Raw genomic sequence first — 13,643 nt, 5'->3', positions numbered from 1 at the left:
CCGACGAGGTGCCGCGGGTGCGCTCCAACTTCGTCAACGGCATCAAGAAGCCGCCCGTCGAGGTCACGCTCGCCTGAGCACGCCTTCGCGGCCGCGTATGCGGCGTCAGCGCTGTTCGAGAACGCCGCAGGCGATGCGGCCGCCGGAGTCGCCTGTCTTGAGAGTGTCGGCGTCGGGTCCGGCTTTCCCGTCCGCCTGGCGATAGCGGTCGGGGATATGTGCCTGGTTGTCCGGCTCGGCATGGATGACGACGGCGCTGCCGTCGCTGTCGAAGAGCTGCTTCACGCGGAATCGATCGGTGGCAGCGGATGCGACGCCTTTACCGTCCTCGCTCACCAGGAGGGCAGGCAGGTCGCCGGCGTGTTCAGGATGGGAGCCGGGACCGAGGCTGAAGTGGCCGCCCGCGCTGAAGAACGGGCTCCCGGTGGATGGATCAGTGGATCCGGGATCGCAGACACCTTTGGCGTGAATGTGAATGCCGTGATAGCCGGCCGGGATGCCGCTCACGCTGACGGTGACTTTGGACGCGGTGGAATTCAGCGGCTCAGCGCGGAGCAGGCCGACGTTCTTCCCCTCAGCACTCTTGATGACGGCCTCGACCGCCGGTTGCTCCTGCAGCCTGTCGGCGGTCCCGGTGGTGGCGAGACCCGCCGTCCCCAGGCCCAACGTGACGGCCAGAGCCAGATGCACTTTCCCAGGCATGACACCCCCCGTACCTGGTTTGTCCGCTCCATGTTCCAGCGGAGGTCCATCCCCTGTTACCCCCTTGGCGCGGATCCCATTCACGATGCCTGTCAAAGAAGCGCCATGTCGCTCAGCGCGATGTCATGGCGCGGTTCTCCAGCCGGACGACATGCGATTTCGGAGACATATCTGGTCCGAACCGAATACGGTGACCCATTGAGGATCAGCCAAGCCCGCAAGCCTTCCGCTCCGAGCTGCACCACCAAGGCGGGCGGCGCCGCATCGCGGCCCCGCGCCTGCGAGGTGCTCACCGCCGGGGGCTTCACCGGCGCCCCCGACGAGAGCCGTACCGGGACAGACCGTCACCGCTCAACCACAGCACGAGTGTCAACCATCCCGGGGAGCTTCAGTGCGTCAACCCAAGGTTGACGATCGGGAATCGTCAACCTAAGGTTGACGCATGGAGAGAAACGTTCGTCTCGATGACCTGATCCAAGCGGTCAAGAGCCGTCACCCGGACAGCGATCCCCTGGGTGAGCTGGCCGACGCCGTCACGCTCGGCGAGCACCTAGGCGAGGTGGCGGATCACCTGATCGGCCACTTCGTCGATCGCGCCCGGCATTCCGGAGCCTCCTGGACCGAGATCGGCCGCAGCATGGGCGTCACCAAGCAGGCGGCGCAGAAGAGGTTCGTCCCCAAGGAGGGCGGCTCCGGCTCACTGGCCGACGACCTGCGCAACTTCGCCCGCTACACCGACCGGGCCCGGGTCGTGCTCGTACAGGCTCAGGAGGAGGCTCGCCGGCTCGGACACAACCACATCGGCGTCGGCCACCTGGCGCTCGGCCTGCTGCACGAGCCCGAGGCCCCGGCGGCCGAGGCCGTACGGGCGGCGGGGACGTCGCTCGGCGCGGCGCGGGAGGCCGTGGAGTCCGCGCTAGGCCCGGGAGGCCCCGCCCTGTCCGGGGCCGTGCCGTTCTCGGCCCCGGGCAAGAAGGCGCTGGAGCTGACGCTCCGGGAGGCGCTGCGGCTCGGCCATGACCACGTGGGCGCCGAGCATCTGCTGCTCGCCGTCCTCGGCCTGCCGGAGGATCCGGCCGTGCAGGCGCTCACCGGGCTCGGCGTGACCAGGGCGGTCGTCGAGGAGCACGCCGGGCGCACGGCGTAGGCCGCTATCCGGGCAGCACGCAGGCGGGGCTCTCCACCTCGATGACCTCTCCGGTCGGCTCGGGGACGCCGTCCTTGAGCGCGAACACCGCGACCCCACCGGAGTTCTGGTTGGCGACGTACAGGTGCTCGCCGTGCACGGCGAAGTGCCGGGGCCACGCGCCGCCCGACGACACCTCCGCCACCGGGCTCAGGTCGTCGGCCGACAGCACGGAGATCGTGTCGGGGCCGCGGTTGGCCACGTACACCAGGTCACCGACGACCTCCAGGTGGGACGGCGCGTTGGCGGCCCCGCTCGCGGAGGCCGGCACACGGGTGGTCCGCGTCCCGTCCAGGAGCGTGACGCTGCCGTCGAGCTCGCCGGCCACGTAGAGCCGGGAGCCGGCGAAGGCGAAGTGGCGCGGGCCGGTGCCGGGCGGCAGCGCGATGGGCGCCGGCTCGGCGCCGTCGAGCGTGTAGCGGCGGATCTCGTCGGTGCCCAGGTCGGAGACGTGCAGCAGGTCGTCGTGAAAGACGCACTGGTGAGCGTGCGGGCCTTCCTGACGGTCCGCGACCGGCCCGGAGCCCTGGTGGCGGAGCACGATCGGCTCGCCTTCGAACAGCCCGCGCGCGTCGAGCCGGTGCAGGCTGGCGACGCCGTCGCCGTAGTTGGCGACGGCGAGCAGCGTGCCGGACGGGTGCACCGCGACGTGGCAGGGGCTGTCGCCCCCGGTGGCGCGCTCGTCCCACGGCGAGAGCCCGCCCTCGGCGCTGAACGCGGTGATCCAGCCCTGGGAGAGCTCCCCCACCGCGTAGACGATGGGCAGCGAGGGGTGTCGGGCCAGGAACGACGGCGAGGCGAGCCTCGTCAGCCCCTCGCCGATCGTCACGATGCCGGGGCCGTAGCCGCCTATGTAGAGATGCCTCTTCACAGGGGCATCTTCTCATGCTTGACTGAGGCAATGAATTCGTTGACAGAGGCAAGGATCTCTGAGGTCCGCGCCTTCAACCGCTTCTATACGAAGGTCATCGGCGTCCTGCAGTCCGGCATGCACGACTCCCCCTACTCCCTCACCGAGGGCAGGGTGCTGTACGAGGTCGCGCACGCCGACCGGCTGGAGACCGGCGAGCTGCGCGGGCTGCTCGACCTGGACGCGGGCTACCTGAGCAGGATCCTGGCGCGGCTCGACGGCGACGGGCTGATCATCAAGGAGCGCTCGGCCACCGACGCGCGCAAGCAGCTCGTACGGCTCAGCGCGGCCGGCGCCGAGGCGTTCGCCACCCTCGACAGGCGCTCCAGCGAGGAGGTCCAGCGGCTGCTCGACAGGCTGCCCGAGGACGGTCAGGAGCGGCTGGTCACCGGCATGCGAACGATCAGAAGCCTGCTCGACGCGCCCGCCGAACGCCCGCAGACCCTCATCAGGCCGCCCCGGGCCGGCGACCTGAGCTGGGTCGTCCAGCGGCACGGCGCGCTCTACGCCGAGGAGTACGGCTGGGGGATGGATTTCGAGCGCACCGTCGCGCGCATCGTCGCCGGCTTCGACCAGGCGCACGACGCGTGCTGGATCGCCGAGGCCGGCACGGCGCGCGCGGGCTCCGTGTTCTGCGTCCGCCGCGACGACACCACCGCCCAACTGCGGTTGCTGCTGGTTGAGCCGTCCGCCCGCGGGCTCGGCCTGGGCGGCCGGCTGGTCGAGGAGTGCCTGCGGCACGCCAAGGCGGAGGGTTACAAGCGGATCGTGCTGTGGACCCGCGACAGCCTGGTGAGCGCACGGCGCATCTACCAGGCTGCCGGGTTCGAGCTCGACTCGCAGGAGCAGGGCGTGGAGAACGGAGTCGAGGTCAACGAGCAGATGTGGTCACGCGACCTCTAGGCCACCAGTTCAGCGGCCCGGCCAGGCGCATCAGGCTCGGCACCAGCACCGCCCGGATCACGGTCGCGTCCACCAGCACCACGACCGCCATGCCGACGCCGAGCATCTGCACGAACGACACCGAGGCCGTGGCGTAGGCCACGAACGTGAGCGCCAGGATCCCGCCCGCGGCGGTGATCAGCGGGGCGCCGTTCCGGAGCCCGGAGGCGACGGCCTCCTCGGTGTCGCCGGTCCGGTCGTACTCCTCCCTGATCCGCGACAGCAGGAAGACCTCGTAGTCCATCGACAGCCCGTAGGCCACGCAGAGCATGAGGATCGGGATGCTCGGGTCGAGCGTGCCGGTCGGGGTGAAGCCAAGCAGCCCGGACAGATTGCCCTCCTGGTAGACCCAGACGAGCGCGCCGAACATGACGCCCAGGCTGAGAACGTTCAGGATGGTCGCCTTGATCGGCAGGATCACACTGCGCGTCATGAGCAGCAACACCAGGAACGTCACGCCGAGCATCAGCCCGAGCAGCAGCGGCAGCCGATCGACCACCGAGGCACGGTAGTCGGCCAGTTCGGCCGGGTAGCCGCCGATCAGCACCTCGAAGGGCGGCTGGACGGCGCGCACCGCGTCGACGAACCGAACGGGGTCGCCGGCCAGCGCCCGGGCCGAGGGCACCACGGAGAGCCAGGCGCCTTCGCCTCCGGCGAATCTCGACACGTCGCCGTCGCCCACGCGCCGCCCACCCGCGAAGACCCCCGCGGCGGAGTCCACCTGGGCGACTCCCGGCACCCGTGACAACTCACTCGCGTAGCCCGTCACGTCCTGGCCGGTGGGGCCGCTGGAGACGATCCGCACAGCGTCGGTCTCCTCGGCGGGGAAGCTCTGCCTGATGATCTCCTGCGTCTGCCGGGGTGCGGCGTCCGGCGGCAGGATCCGGTCGTCGGCGGTGCCCAGGCGCAGCCCCAGGAACGGTGCGGCCAGGACGAGCAGCAGCGCCGTGGCCAGCCCGCCGTACAGCAGCGGCCGCCGCATCACCCGGACGGCCAGCCCGTGCCAGAATTCGGCTCCCCGCACGCTCGCCGCACGCCGCGGCAGCAGCGCGCCGCCGATCGTGGCGAGCACCGCGGGCAGCACGACAACGGCCGCGACCAGGCCGCCGACGACCACCGCGATGCCCGCGAAGGCGAAGGATCGCAGGAAGTCGAACGGTAGCGCGAACAGCACGGCCAGCGACGCGGCGACCGTGATCCCGCTGAAGAGCACCGTCCGCCCGGCGTGCTCCACGGCCCCGGCGACGGCCGCGGCCCGGTCCCGCCCGGCGCGCACCTCCTCACGGAATCGCGAGATCACGAACAGGCAGTAGTCGATGCCGAGTCCCAGGCCCATCGCGAGGGTCAGGTTCAGGGCGAAGGTGGAGACGTCCACGAACAGCAGGGGGATGCGCAGCAAGGCCAGCGCGACGGCCATGGCGAACACGCCGGCCAGGATCGGCACCAGCGCGGCCATCGCGCGCCGCAGGTAGAGCCAGAGCAGCGCGAAGGCCAGCGGGAAGATCACCAGCTCGGCTCGCACGAAGTCCTGCCTGGCCAGGGGCACGGTGGCCCTGAAGACCTCCTCGCCGCCTCCGGCGCGTACCTGGAGCAGCTCACCGCCCCGGGTGCTCGCGGGCACGAGTCCGGGCAGCACCGTCGCCCGCACGTGGTCGGCGTCGCCCGGGATGCGCACCAGGATCAGCGCGTGCTCGCCGTCGCCGCTGCGCATGGTGGCGGGCCTGCCCCGGCTCCAATAGGTCTCGACCTCCGCCACGCCCTCGTGCCGTGCGACCCGCGCGGCCAACTCCTGGCCTGCCGCGGCGACCTCGGGGTCGTCGACCGTCCCCCACCTCGCGGTCACCAGGAAGATCATGTCGGCGCTACCGGTGCCGAACCGCTCGACCAGCTCGGCCTGCGCCCGGTCGGACTCCGATCCGGGCGCCTCGAACCTGGACAGCGACATCCGGGGCACCGCCCCTGCAGCGAGCACCCCCGCCACGACCGCCAGCGCCAAGGCCAGTCCCAGCACCGCCCGCCGCCGTCTCACCAGGAGGAACCCCAGCCTGCGCAGCGGCGGCCCGGCCTCCTCGCGCACCGGCGGCCTCTCCGTGATCAGCACGTTCACCCTCGATCCCTGAGCAAAACCCGGTAAACTACTCGTGTTTCATCCCTCGGCAAGGAATACAAGTAAATGCTCGTATTTGTCAACGTGATGCCCTATGGCTGAGCGCACGGTGCGCCGGCAGGCACGCGGGCTGAAGCGCATGGCGGAGATCCTCGACGCGGCGGAGCTCATGATCGCCGAGGTGGGTTATCCGGAGATGACCACGAACCAGGTCGCCGCCAGGGCGGGCCTGTCACCGGGCTCGCTGTATCAGTTCTTCCGCAACAAAGAGGAGATCCTCGACGCCCTGGTGTCCCGCTACACCGTCGAGCGGCAGGAGTTCTGGGACGCGACACTCGCCGCCGTCACCCCCGAGGTGCCGCTGGAGACGCTGGTCGGCCGGGTCGTGGACGAGAGCGTCGCCTTCAAGGGCCGCTCACCCGCCTACTGGTCTCTCCTGTACGGCAGCGCCACCGGCGACAAGCTGGCCACGGCCGCCCAAGTGCTACACGACGCCATCGCCCGGCAGGTGGCCGCCCTCCTCCGGCGCCGCTCCCCCGGCCTGGCCGAGGACCGCGCCCTGCTGATGGGGACCGTGGCCGTGGCGATGGTCAAGGCCGTCATGCCGTTGGTGTCCGCAGCCACCCCCGAGCGCGCCAACGAACTGGTGGACGAACTCAAGGTCGCACTGACCCGCTACCTGGCCTAGGCGTCGCGGGAAAGGCTCGGCCACCTCGAACGTACCGGAGTCAGGCGTTGCGGAAGGGGCCCGTGACCTCGAAGGTGTCGCTGCCTGTGCGACCCCGCCTGGCGGAGAAGTAGAGCCGGTCGCCGTCGGGCGTGAACGCCAGCCCTGTCGGCTCCGCGCCCGCCGGCCCGTCGAGCCTGAGGAACGGCGCGACGGTGCGGTCCGGGGTGACCACGTCGATCCGGCCGCCCCGCCGGGCCAGGTAGAGGTCGCCGGACGGCGCGGAGGTGATGGCCACGGTCCCGGCCACGCCGCCGAAGGCGATCCGGTCGAGCGTCGAAGTCCGCGCGTCGTACGCCCACAGCGCGCCGTCGCCACGGGTGGTGAAGAAGCAGACGCCGCCCGCGTAGTGACAGGCGTCGCCGCCGTCGAAGCGGCGCGCGCCCCGCACCTGGTGGCGCGTCCCCTTCAGCAGAGCGGCCGGCGACGGCACCGGCTCCCAGGCACCGGAGGCGCACAGCACCTCCAGCGTGCCCTCGGTCAGGTCGCCCCAGTCCTCCGGCCTGAACCGGTAGAAGCAGCCGTCACGCTCACCCTCGGTCAGGTAGACCACCTGCCGTTCCGGATCGCAGGCGGCCGCCTGGTGCTTGAAGCGCCCCATGGTGAGCCGGGGCCGGGCCGCGCGCGTGCCGTAGGGGTCGCACTCGAAGACGCGCCCGCGAGGACCGAGCTCACAGGAGAGCCAGGAGTGCCAGGGCGTCGCCCCGCCCGACCGGTTGAGCTCGGTGCCGGACAGGATGCGGTAGGCGTCGCCGATCGAGCCGCCGGACCGCAAGCGCAGCGCCGAGGCGCCACCGACCAGCGACAGGCCGGAGTTGGACACGTAGATCCAGCCCGCGCCGTCAGGGAAGCAGGCACCGCCGTCCGGCTCGGCGTGCCAGGTCAGCCCGGCCACCTTGTGCCCGGACCGGGCCACCACCCTGCCGCCGAAACCGGCGGGAAGCGCCAGGCCGCCCACGGGGCCGGGCTGCCCGATCGGGCCGTACGGGCTCTCGCCGCCCTGCCAGAGCGGGCCCGCGCGCAGAAGAGTCTTGCGGGACATCGTCAGGCCTCCCTCTAGATGCCACGCTAGTCGACCGCACGGACATGAATGGCAGGGGATACCGGGATCGAACACCGTGGAAACTCACCCGCCGTACATCCCCTGTCGCAGCACGACGAACCAGCGCCCCACCGGCCACCGCTGATGCGTAAGGCTGAGGCAGGTCCGCACAGCGAGCGCGGACAGATCGGGCACCGACGCCGTCGCCCACGTGAACCAGACGCCGACGTCGGCGAGGCAGGGCGATTCCACCCCCTCAGCCCGGCTTCGCACAGCAGCCGCCACCTCGCCAGGGGTGAGGGCGAGGCGGCGGCTGAGTCAGCTTTTGCGAGTTGTCTGAACGCCCGTCGGCTACCGGCCGCTTCGGACGACGCCGTAGTTGGCGACCGAGGAGATGCGGTCGTTCCAGCCCCAGGTGCCCAGGTCGGCCAGTTCGAAGCCGGCGGGGACGATCAGCTTGATGCCGCCGAAGTTGATGTGTTCGAAGTAGCCCATCAGGCAGTCGGTCCTGGCGACCGAGCTGATGGTGTCGTTCCAGTCCGATCCTGGCCAGGCGCCGTGCCTGATCCGGGTCAGATCGGGCCATCCGTAATTGGCCGGCAGCCAGAACCAGTCGCCGGCGAAGAAGTGATGCTCGAACATCTGCACCTCGCCGAAGGTGCGCGGCCGGGTGTCGGCGGCAAGGGAGTCGTCGCGCGGGCCGGCGGCCGTGCTCAGCCGGCCGAGCAGGCCCGCTGCCCACACCGCCGCGAGCAGCGGCCGATCGTCGGTGTAGGCCAGGATGCGGTCCGGAGAGCCGTCGACCACGAAAGTTAGCACCTGACCGTCGAACCGCGTGATGTCCGCCGGATCGTATTCGACACCGTCGACGATCACCGCCACACCCGGCGACCGATGCTTCAACGGCACGGACTGCCCGTTGGCCGCCGCCAGGCCAGGCTCCACACCGGGAGCCAGCAGACGAAGAGAGTCGAGCGGCTCAGGCTGCGGAGCCGGGGGCACCGCCAAAGCGTGCCGAACCAGAGACTCCAGCGACGTGATGCCCGACTCACGCAGAACGGCCAGCACATCATCCTCGGTCAACCCACCGACCTGCCCCGAGAACTGCAGCAGCTTCTCGACACCCCGCCGAGTCTCGACGCTGATCTGGTCATGCGACACGGTGAACTCCTAACGAAGGAGATGACCCGGAAGCGCCTCACACTCCTGGGACGAGCAGCGCACATAGCCCAATGCAATCGAGTGGCTACACTGAGTAAAGATACCTGATCGATGTGGTCAACGTCTGCTCTCGGCAAGCCGTAGCCGCGCCGACTGCCGGTTCGGACTCGTACACCACTCCCCCTGGACGCGACCGCATGACCCGTGAGAGGTGAGCCGGGCATGCGGGAGCCCGGAGTCGGGCGACTCCGGGCTCGGCGGGTGCGCTCAGCGCTGTGCCTGGAACATCCAGCGTTGCTTCTCGATGTCCTGGGTCACGGCGATCAGGATGTCCTGCGTGACTTGGTCGGACTCTTCGGTGGCGTCGATGCGCTCGCGCATCCGCCTGCTCATCCCGTCGAGGAGATCGGTGAAGGTCGCCACCACCTTGCCGTCCTCGATCCAGCCGAGTTCGGGCTGTGGGAGCTTGGTGGACTTGGCGATGGTGGCGGCACGGCCGTCCGGGTTGGCGCCCAGCGCCACAATCCGCTCCGCGACGGTGTCGGCGTGTTCGCGGGCGAGGTCGGTGACCTCGTCCAGTTGCAGGTGGATCGGCCGGAAGTGGGAGCCGATGACGTTCCAGTGGGACTGCTTGGCGACCAGGGAGAGGTCGATCAGGTCCATGAGGGCACCCTGCAGCGCCTGGACGGTGGTGGTCTTGTCGTCACCCGTGAGCGGGCCGGAAATCGTAGCCATGCCGTACCCCTCCCCGCCGATCCGGCCTTCATTCCCCCTGGTCAGGACTATCCTTGACAGTGCAACAGTGACAGTGTCACTGTGGAGGCATGAGCGACACCTGGACCATCGGCGAGCTGGCGGAGCACGCGGCCGACGCGCTGCGCGCGCACGGGCAGCCGCTCAACGGCCGGGTCCGCGAGGTGCCTGGCGAGCGCCTGATCAGGTGGTACACCACGATCGGGCTCGTCGACCCGCCGCTGTCGCGACGCGGCAGGATCGCCCGGTACGGCAGGCGTCACCTGCTCCAACTCGTGGCCGTCAAACGGCTGCAGGCCGGCGGGATGTCCATCGCCGACATCCAGGCGACCCTGGCGGGGGCGACGGACACGATGCTGGAAGAGGCCGCCGGCTCCGTGCCGGCGCGACCGACGGCACAGCCCGCGGCCGCGCCGCGCAGCGGCCAGGAGACCAGGTTCTGGACCAGGACTTCCGGGACCGCCGCCCGGAAGAACCCGACGCCCGTGGCCGAGGACGGCCCGGCACGGCACAGCGGCGCGCCCGATGGCGTGGGGGCGCCGGTGCGCGGGATCCGGCTGGGCGGGGGTGTGACGCTGCTGCTCGACGGCGCCGGTCGCACCCCGACGAAGGACGACGTACAAGCCGTACTCGCGGCGGCCGGACCGCTGCTCGCGGTGCTCGATGAGAGGAAACTGACATGAGGATCACGTCGCTCGAGCCCGCCCGATGCGCACCGCTGCCCGACGCCGGGTTCGGCGCGCTGCGGACCGAGCGCGGCAATCTGCCGCTGGACAGCGTCGACGTGGCCGCCCGCATCTCCGGGCTCGACGCCGGGGTCGAGGTGACGCAGGGGTTCCGCAACCCGTTCGACGTCACGCTGGAGGCCACCTATGTCTTCCCGCTGCCTGACCGGGCGGCGGTGACGGCGTTCACCATGGAGGCGGACGACCGGGTGATCGAGGGCGTGCTCAAGGAGCGCGGCCAGGCCAGGGCCGACTACGACCAGGCTCTGCGTGAGGGCAGGCGGGCGGCGATCGCCGAGGAGGACCGCCCCGACGTGTTCACCATCAGGGTGGGCAACATCCTGCCCGGCGAGCGGGTCACGATCAGGCTGACGATGAGCCAGCCGCTGCCGTACGAGGACGGGGCGGCCACCTTCCGCTTCCCGCTGGTCGTCGCGCCGCGCTACATCCCCGGCGACCCGATCGACGGCCCGCCCGCCGGTGACGGCACCGCGCCCGACACCGACGCGGTGCCCGACGCCTCCCGGATCACTCCCCCGGTGCTGCTGCCCGGATTCCCCGCCCCGGTCCGGCTCAGCCTCACCGCCACGGTCGACGCGGGCGGCCTGGAGCTGCGGGAGCTGGCCTCCAGCCTGCACGTGGTGGAGGAGAAGGCCGGCACCGTACGACTGCGCCCGGGCGAGCGGCTGGACCGCGACTTCATCCTGCGGGCGGCGTTCGAGGCGTCCACGTCGTTGCAGCTGGACGGCGCGGGCACGTTCGCGCTGACCGTCGTGCCGCCGGCGCTGGAGGCGGCCCGCAGGCCGCGCGACCTGGTGCTGCTGCTGGACCGGTCGGGCAGCATGGGCGGCTGGAAGATGGTCGCCGCGCGCCGGGCGGCCGCCCGCATCGTGGACACGCTCACCCTGCAGGACCGCTTCGCGGTGCTGACCTTCGACTCGGTGGTGGAGCCGGCCTTCGAAGGGCTCACCGAGGGGTCCGACCGGGCGCGCTACCGCGCGGTCGAGCACCTGGCGCGGGTCGACGCCCGGGGCGGCACCGAGCTGCTGGAGCCGCTGCGCCAGGCCATCGCCCTGCTGGACGGCCCGCAGGACAGGGAGCGGGTCGTGGTGCTGGTCACCGACGGCCAGGTGGGCAACGAGGACCAGATCCTGGAGCAGGCCGGCGGAGCGCTGTCGGCCATGCGGGTGCACGCGGTCGGCATCGACCGGGCGGTGAACGCCGCCTTCCTCGGCCGGCTGGCCGGGCTCGGCGCGGGCCGCTGCGAGCTGGTGGAGTCGGAGGACCGGCTGGACGCCGCCATGGAGCAGATCCACCGGCGGATCGGCGCGCCGCTGGTGACCGACCTGTCGCTGAAGGACCTCGACATCGAGCCGGATACGGTCACCCACCTGGGCTCCATCTTCCCCGGCGTGCCGCTGCGGGTGCACGGCCGCTACCGGGGCGGCTCGTCGGTGACCGTGCGCGGGCTGGCGGCGGGAGCGCCGTGGGAGCAGGGCGTGCCCGGCACCGTCGTGGACAACCCTGCCATCCGCGCCGTCTGGGCCCGCGCTCACCTGCGTGAGCTGGAGGACCGGTACGCCATGGGCGAGCACCAGCTGGAGCCGGAGATCGTCCGCGTCTCGCTGGAGTACGGCGTGCTGTGCCGGTTCACCGCTTACGTGGCGGTCGACACCCGGCAGGTCGCCGAGGGCGGCCCGGAGCACCGGGTCATCCAGCCGGTGGAGCCGCCGAGCGGCTGGGAGCAGCCGGCGAGCGCGCCTCTGTCCTTCGGTTTCGCCGCGATGGCCGCGTCGCCTCCCCGGGGCCCCATGGCGGTGCCCGATCCCGGCATCTCCGCCGCCCTCGGCGCGCCGGCTCCTCCGCCCGCCGGGATGCCGGGCGGCCACCCGCGCGCGCCGATGTTCGCCCGGTCCGCGCCTTCTCGCCCGGCGACGCACGGCCTGGACACGGTACGGGCGCAGCTCGTCGCGGAGCTGGACCGGCTCAAGGCTCTGGGCGCCCCGGACGTGCTCTACCTGGCCGACCTCGGCTCCCGGCTAGCGGCGCTGGCGACCTTCCTCGGCGGCCATGCCGAGCTCGCCGCCCTGGCCCGCGAGCTCGAGGCGGCCGAGCGACCGGGCGCCGACCCCGAGGCGCTGCGGCTGCGCGCCGTCCAGGTCCTCACCTCCCTGACCGGAGGCGCACCGGCGGCCGAACCTGACGCCCCCCGCCGCCCCTTCTGGAAACGCCCCTGACGCACCGCGCCTCTTCTGGAAACGCCCCTGACCTGCCCGGCCCGACACGCCCAGCCGCTCGCTCGAAACGCCCCCGGCCCCGGCCGGGGGCGTCGCCGAAACGTCCCCGTCCCCGGCCTGGTGGGTGTCGCTCGCAGGTGGCCGGACCCGTGAGCCGCCAGGTCAAGCGGGGCCTAGATCGGCCGGCTCATGGGGCCGGGCAGCGGCGCCGGGACCATACTCTGGATGGGTGAGCACACTCGTCCTCGACGGTGGCCTGTCCACCCAACTCGAAGCACTCGGCGCCGATCTCGGCGACGAGCTCTGGTCGGCTCGGCTGCTCCTGGAGGATCCGGCGCTCATCCGGAGCGCGCACGCGGCCTACTTCGCCGCCGGTGCGGACGTGGCCACGACCGCGAGCTATCAGGCCTCCTTCCCGGGCTTCGCCCGCAAGGGGCTGGACGTGGCGCGGGCGGAGCGGCTGATGAGGCTGTCGGTGGAGCTGGCGGCGCAGGCCCGCGACGAGGCGGGCGGCGGTCTGGTGGCGGCCTCGATCGGCCCTTATGGCGCCTGTCTGGCCAACGGCGCCGAATACACCGGCGACTACGACCTCGACGAGGACGGCCTGGTCGCCTGGCACCGGCCGCGCTGGGAGATCCTCGCCTCGTCGGAGGCCGACCTGCTGGCCTGCGAGACCATCCCCTCCTACCCCGAGGCGAGGGCGCTGGTCAGGCTGCTGGCCGAGACGCCTTCGGTCAAGGTGTGGGTGAGCTTCTCCTGCCGTGACGCCGCCCACCTCAGCGACGGCACCCCGATCACCGAGGCGGCCGCCCTTTTCACCGGCGACTCGCAGGTGGTGGCGGTGGGCGCGAACTGCACGGCGCCGCGTCACATCCCCGGTCTGATCGCCTCGCTCACCGGGATGCTGCCCGTGGTGGTCTACCCCAATTCGGGCGAGACCTGGGATGCCGGGCGGCGGCGGTGGCGGGGCGCGGCCGACCCGGTGGAGTACGGCCAGGCGGCCAAGGAGTGGCAGGCGGTGGGCGCCTCACTGATCGGCGGCTGTTGTCGTACCACTCCTGAGCACATCAGGCAGATCCGCGCGCACCTGTCCTGATCGCCGGACGAGGGGCGCGGGCGGCTCCGAAGCCGCGGCGTGGCCCGCCCGGGAC

12 protein-coding genes are annotated in these 13,643 nt (G+C 71.6%); 6 read left to right on the top strand and 6 right to left on the bottom strand.

Annotated features, from left to right (window positions below; translation table 11 throughout):
• Window positions 1-105: 105 nt before the first annotated feature.
• Window positions 106-690, bottom strand: coding sequence for a superoxide dismutase family protein (locus IEY87_RS36170; RefSeq protein ID WP_189143335.1), 585 nt, complete (start codon window positions 688-690; stop codon window positions 106-108).
• A gap of 454 nt (window positions 691-1,144) precedes the next feature.
• On the opposite strand from IEY87_RS36170, the gene IEY87_RS36165 reads away from it, so the two are divergent.
• Window positions 1,145-1,849, top strand: coding sequence for a Clp protease N-terminal domain-containing protein (locus IEY87_RS36165; RefSeq protein ID WP_189143334.1), 705 nt, complete (start codon window positions 1,145-1,147; stop codon window positions 1,847-1,849).
• Between the two features lie 4 nt (window positions 1,850-1,853).
• On the opposite strand, the gene IEY87_RS36160 is transcribed toward IEY87_RS36165, so the two are convergent.
• Window positions 1,854-2,759: a lactonase family protein gene (locus tag IEY87_RS36160; RefSeq protein WP_189143333.1), complete on the bottom strand. Its 906-nt coding sequence runs from the start codon at window positions 2,757-2,759 to the stop codon at window positions 1,854-1,856.
• Between the two features lie 39 nt (window positions 2,760-2,798).
• Here IEY87_RS36160 and IEY87_RS36155 point away from each other — a divergent pair, with 39 nt between their 5' ends.
• Window positions 2,799-3,701: a bifunctional helix-turn-helix transcriptional regulator/GNAT family N-acetyltransferase gene (locus IEY87_RS36155; RefSeq protein WP_229699435.1), complete on the top strand. Its 903-nt coding sequence runs from the start codon at window positions 2,799-2,801 to the stop codon at window positions 3,699-3,701.
• Here IEY87_RS36155 and IEY87_RS36150 read toward each other — a convergent pair.
• Window positions 3,670-5,847 (bottom strand): MMPL family transporter, encoded by a 2,178-nt coding sequence (locus IEY87_RS36150; RefSeq protein WP_189143331.1) that lies wholly within the window; start codon window positions 5,845-5,847, stop codon window positions 3,670-3,672. The two genes, IEY87_RS36155 and IEY87_RS36150, sit on opposite strands and share 32 nt — an antisense overlap.
• A 94-nt stretch (window positions 5,848-5,941) precedes the next feature.
• Here IEY87_RS36150 and IEY87_RS36145 point away from each other — a divergent pair, with 94 nt between their 5' ends.
• Entirely contained in the window at window positions 5,942-6,535 is a 594-nt protein-coding gene (locus IEY87_RS36145) for a TetR/AcrR family transcriptional regulator (RefSeq protein ID WP_189143330.1), read from the top strand.
• Window positions 6,536-6,575: 40 nt separating this feature from the next.
• On the opposite strand, the gene IEY87_RS36140 is transcribed toward IEY87_RS36145, so the two are convergent.
• From IEY87_RS36140 to IEY87_RS36130, 3 genes are all read right to left on the bottom strand, one after another.
• On the bottom strand, window positions 6,576-7,616 hold the full coding sequence (locus IEY87_RS36140) for an alkaline phosphatase PhoX (RefSeq protein WP_189143329.1): 1,041 nt from the start codon (window positions 7,614-7,616) through the stop codon (window positions 6,576-6,578).
• 351 nt (window positions 7,617-7,967) lie between these two features.
• Window positions 7,968-8,777, bottom strand: coding sequence for a hypothetical protein (locus tag IEY87_RS36135; RefSeq protein ID WP_189143328.1), 810 nt, complete (start codon window positions 8,775-8,777; stop codon window positions 7,968-7,970).
• 267 nt (window positions 8,778-9,044) lie between these two features.
• The gene (locus IEY87_RS36130; RefSeq protein ID WP_189143327.1) at window positions 9,045-9,512 is read right to left on the bottom strand and encodes a Dps family protein; all 468 of its coding nucleotides are present in this window, start codon (window positions 9,510-9,512) and stop codon (window positions 9,045-9,047) included.
• 89 nt (window positions 9,513-9,601) lie between these two features.
• Here IEY87_RS36130 and IEY87_RS36125 point away from each other — a divergent pair, with 89 nt between their 5' ends.
• The 3 genes from IEY87_RS36125 (at window position 9,602) to mmuM (ending at window position 13,588) form a co-directional block, all read left to right on the top strand.
• Entirely contained in the window at window positions 9,602-10,213 is a 612-nt protein-coding gene (locus IEY87_RS36125; protein WP_189143326.1) for a helix-turn-helix domain-containing protein, read from the top strand.
• Entirely contained in the window at window positions 10,210-12,492 is a 2,283-nt protein-coding gene (locus IEY87_RS36120) for a VIT domain-containing protein (protein WP_189143325.1), read from the top strand. Before IEY87_RS36125 ends, IEY87_RS36120 begins: the two co-directional genes overlap by 4 nt.
• A gap of 229 nt (window positions 12,493-12,721) precedes the next feature.
• Complete coding sequence (mmuM, locus tag IEY87_RS36115) at window positions 12,722-13,588, top strand: homocysteine S-methyltransferase (RefSeq protein WP_189143324.1); 867 nt, start codon at window positions 12,722-12,724, stop codon at window positions 13,586-13,588.
• Window positions 13,589-13,643 lie beyond the last annotated feature (55 nt).

This window comes from Nonomuraea glycinis, from assembly GCF_014646515.1.
GTDB classification, from domain to species: domain Bacteria; phylum Actinomycetota; class Actinomycetes; order Streptosporangiales; family Streptosporangiaceae; genus Nonomuraea; species Nonomuraea glycinis.
Note: the sequence above shows the minus strand (reverse complement) of the source record. Positions and strands in the feature narration are given on the sequence as shown.

What these genes read in the sequence shown, in the direction of transcription:
- IEY87_RS36165 (WP_189143334.1), top strand. Translation starts at nt 1,145, where the DNA reads ATGGAGAGAAACGTTCGTCTCGATGACCTGATCCAAGCGGTCAAGAGC.
- IEY87_RS36145 (WP_189143330.1), top strand. Translation starts at nt 5,942, where the DNA reads ATGGCTGAGCGCACGGTGCGCCGGCAGGCACGCGGGCTGAAGCGCATG.
- IEY87_RS36140 (WP_189143329.1), bottom strand. Translation starts at nt 7,616, where the DNA reads ATGTCCCGCAAGACTCTTCTGCGCGCGGGCCCGCTCTGGCAGGGCGGC.
- IEY87_RS36130 (WP_189143327.1), bottom strand. Translation starts at nt 9,512, where the DNA reads ATGGCTACGATTTCCGGCCCGCTCACGGGTGACGACAAGACCACCACC.
- IEY87_RS36125 (WP_189143326.1), top strand. Translation starts at nt 9,602, where the DNA reads ATGAGCGACACCTGGACCATCGGCGAGCTGGCGGAGCACGCGGCCGAC.
- IEY87_RS36120 (WP_189143325.1), top strand. Translation starts at nt 10,210, where the DNA reads ATGAGGATCACGTCGCTCGAGCCCGCCCGATGCGCACCGCTGCCCGAC.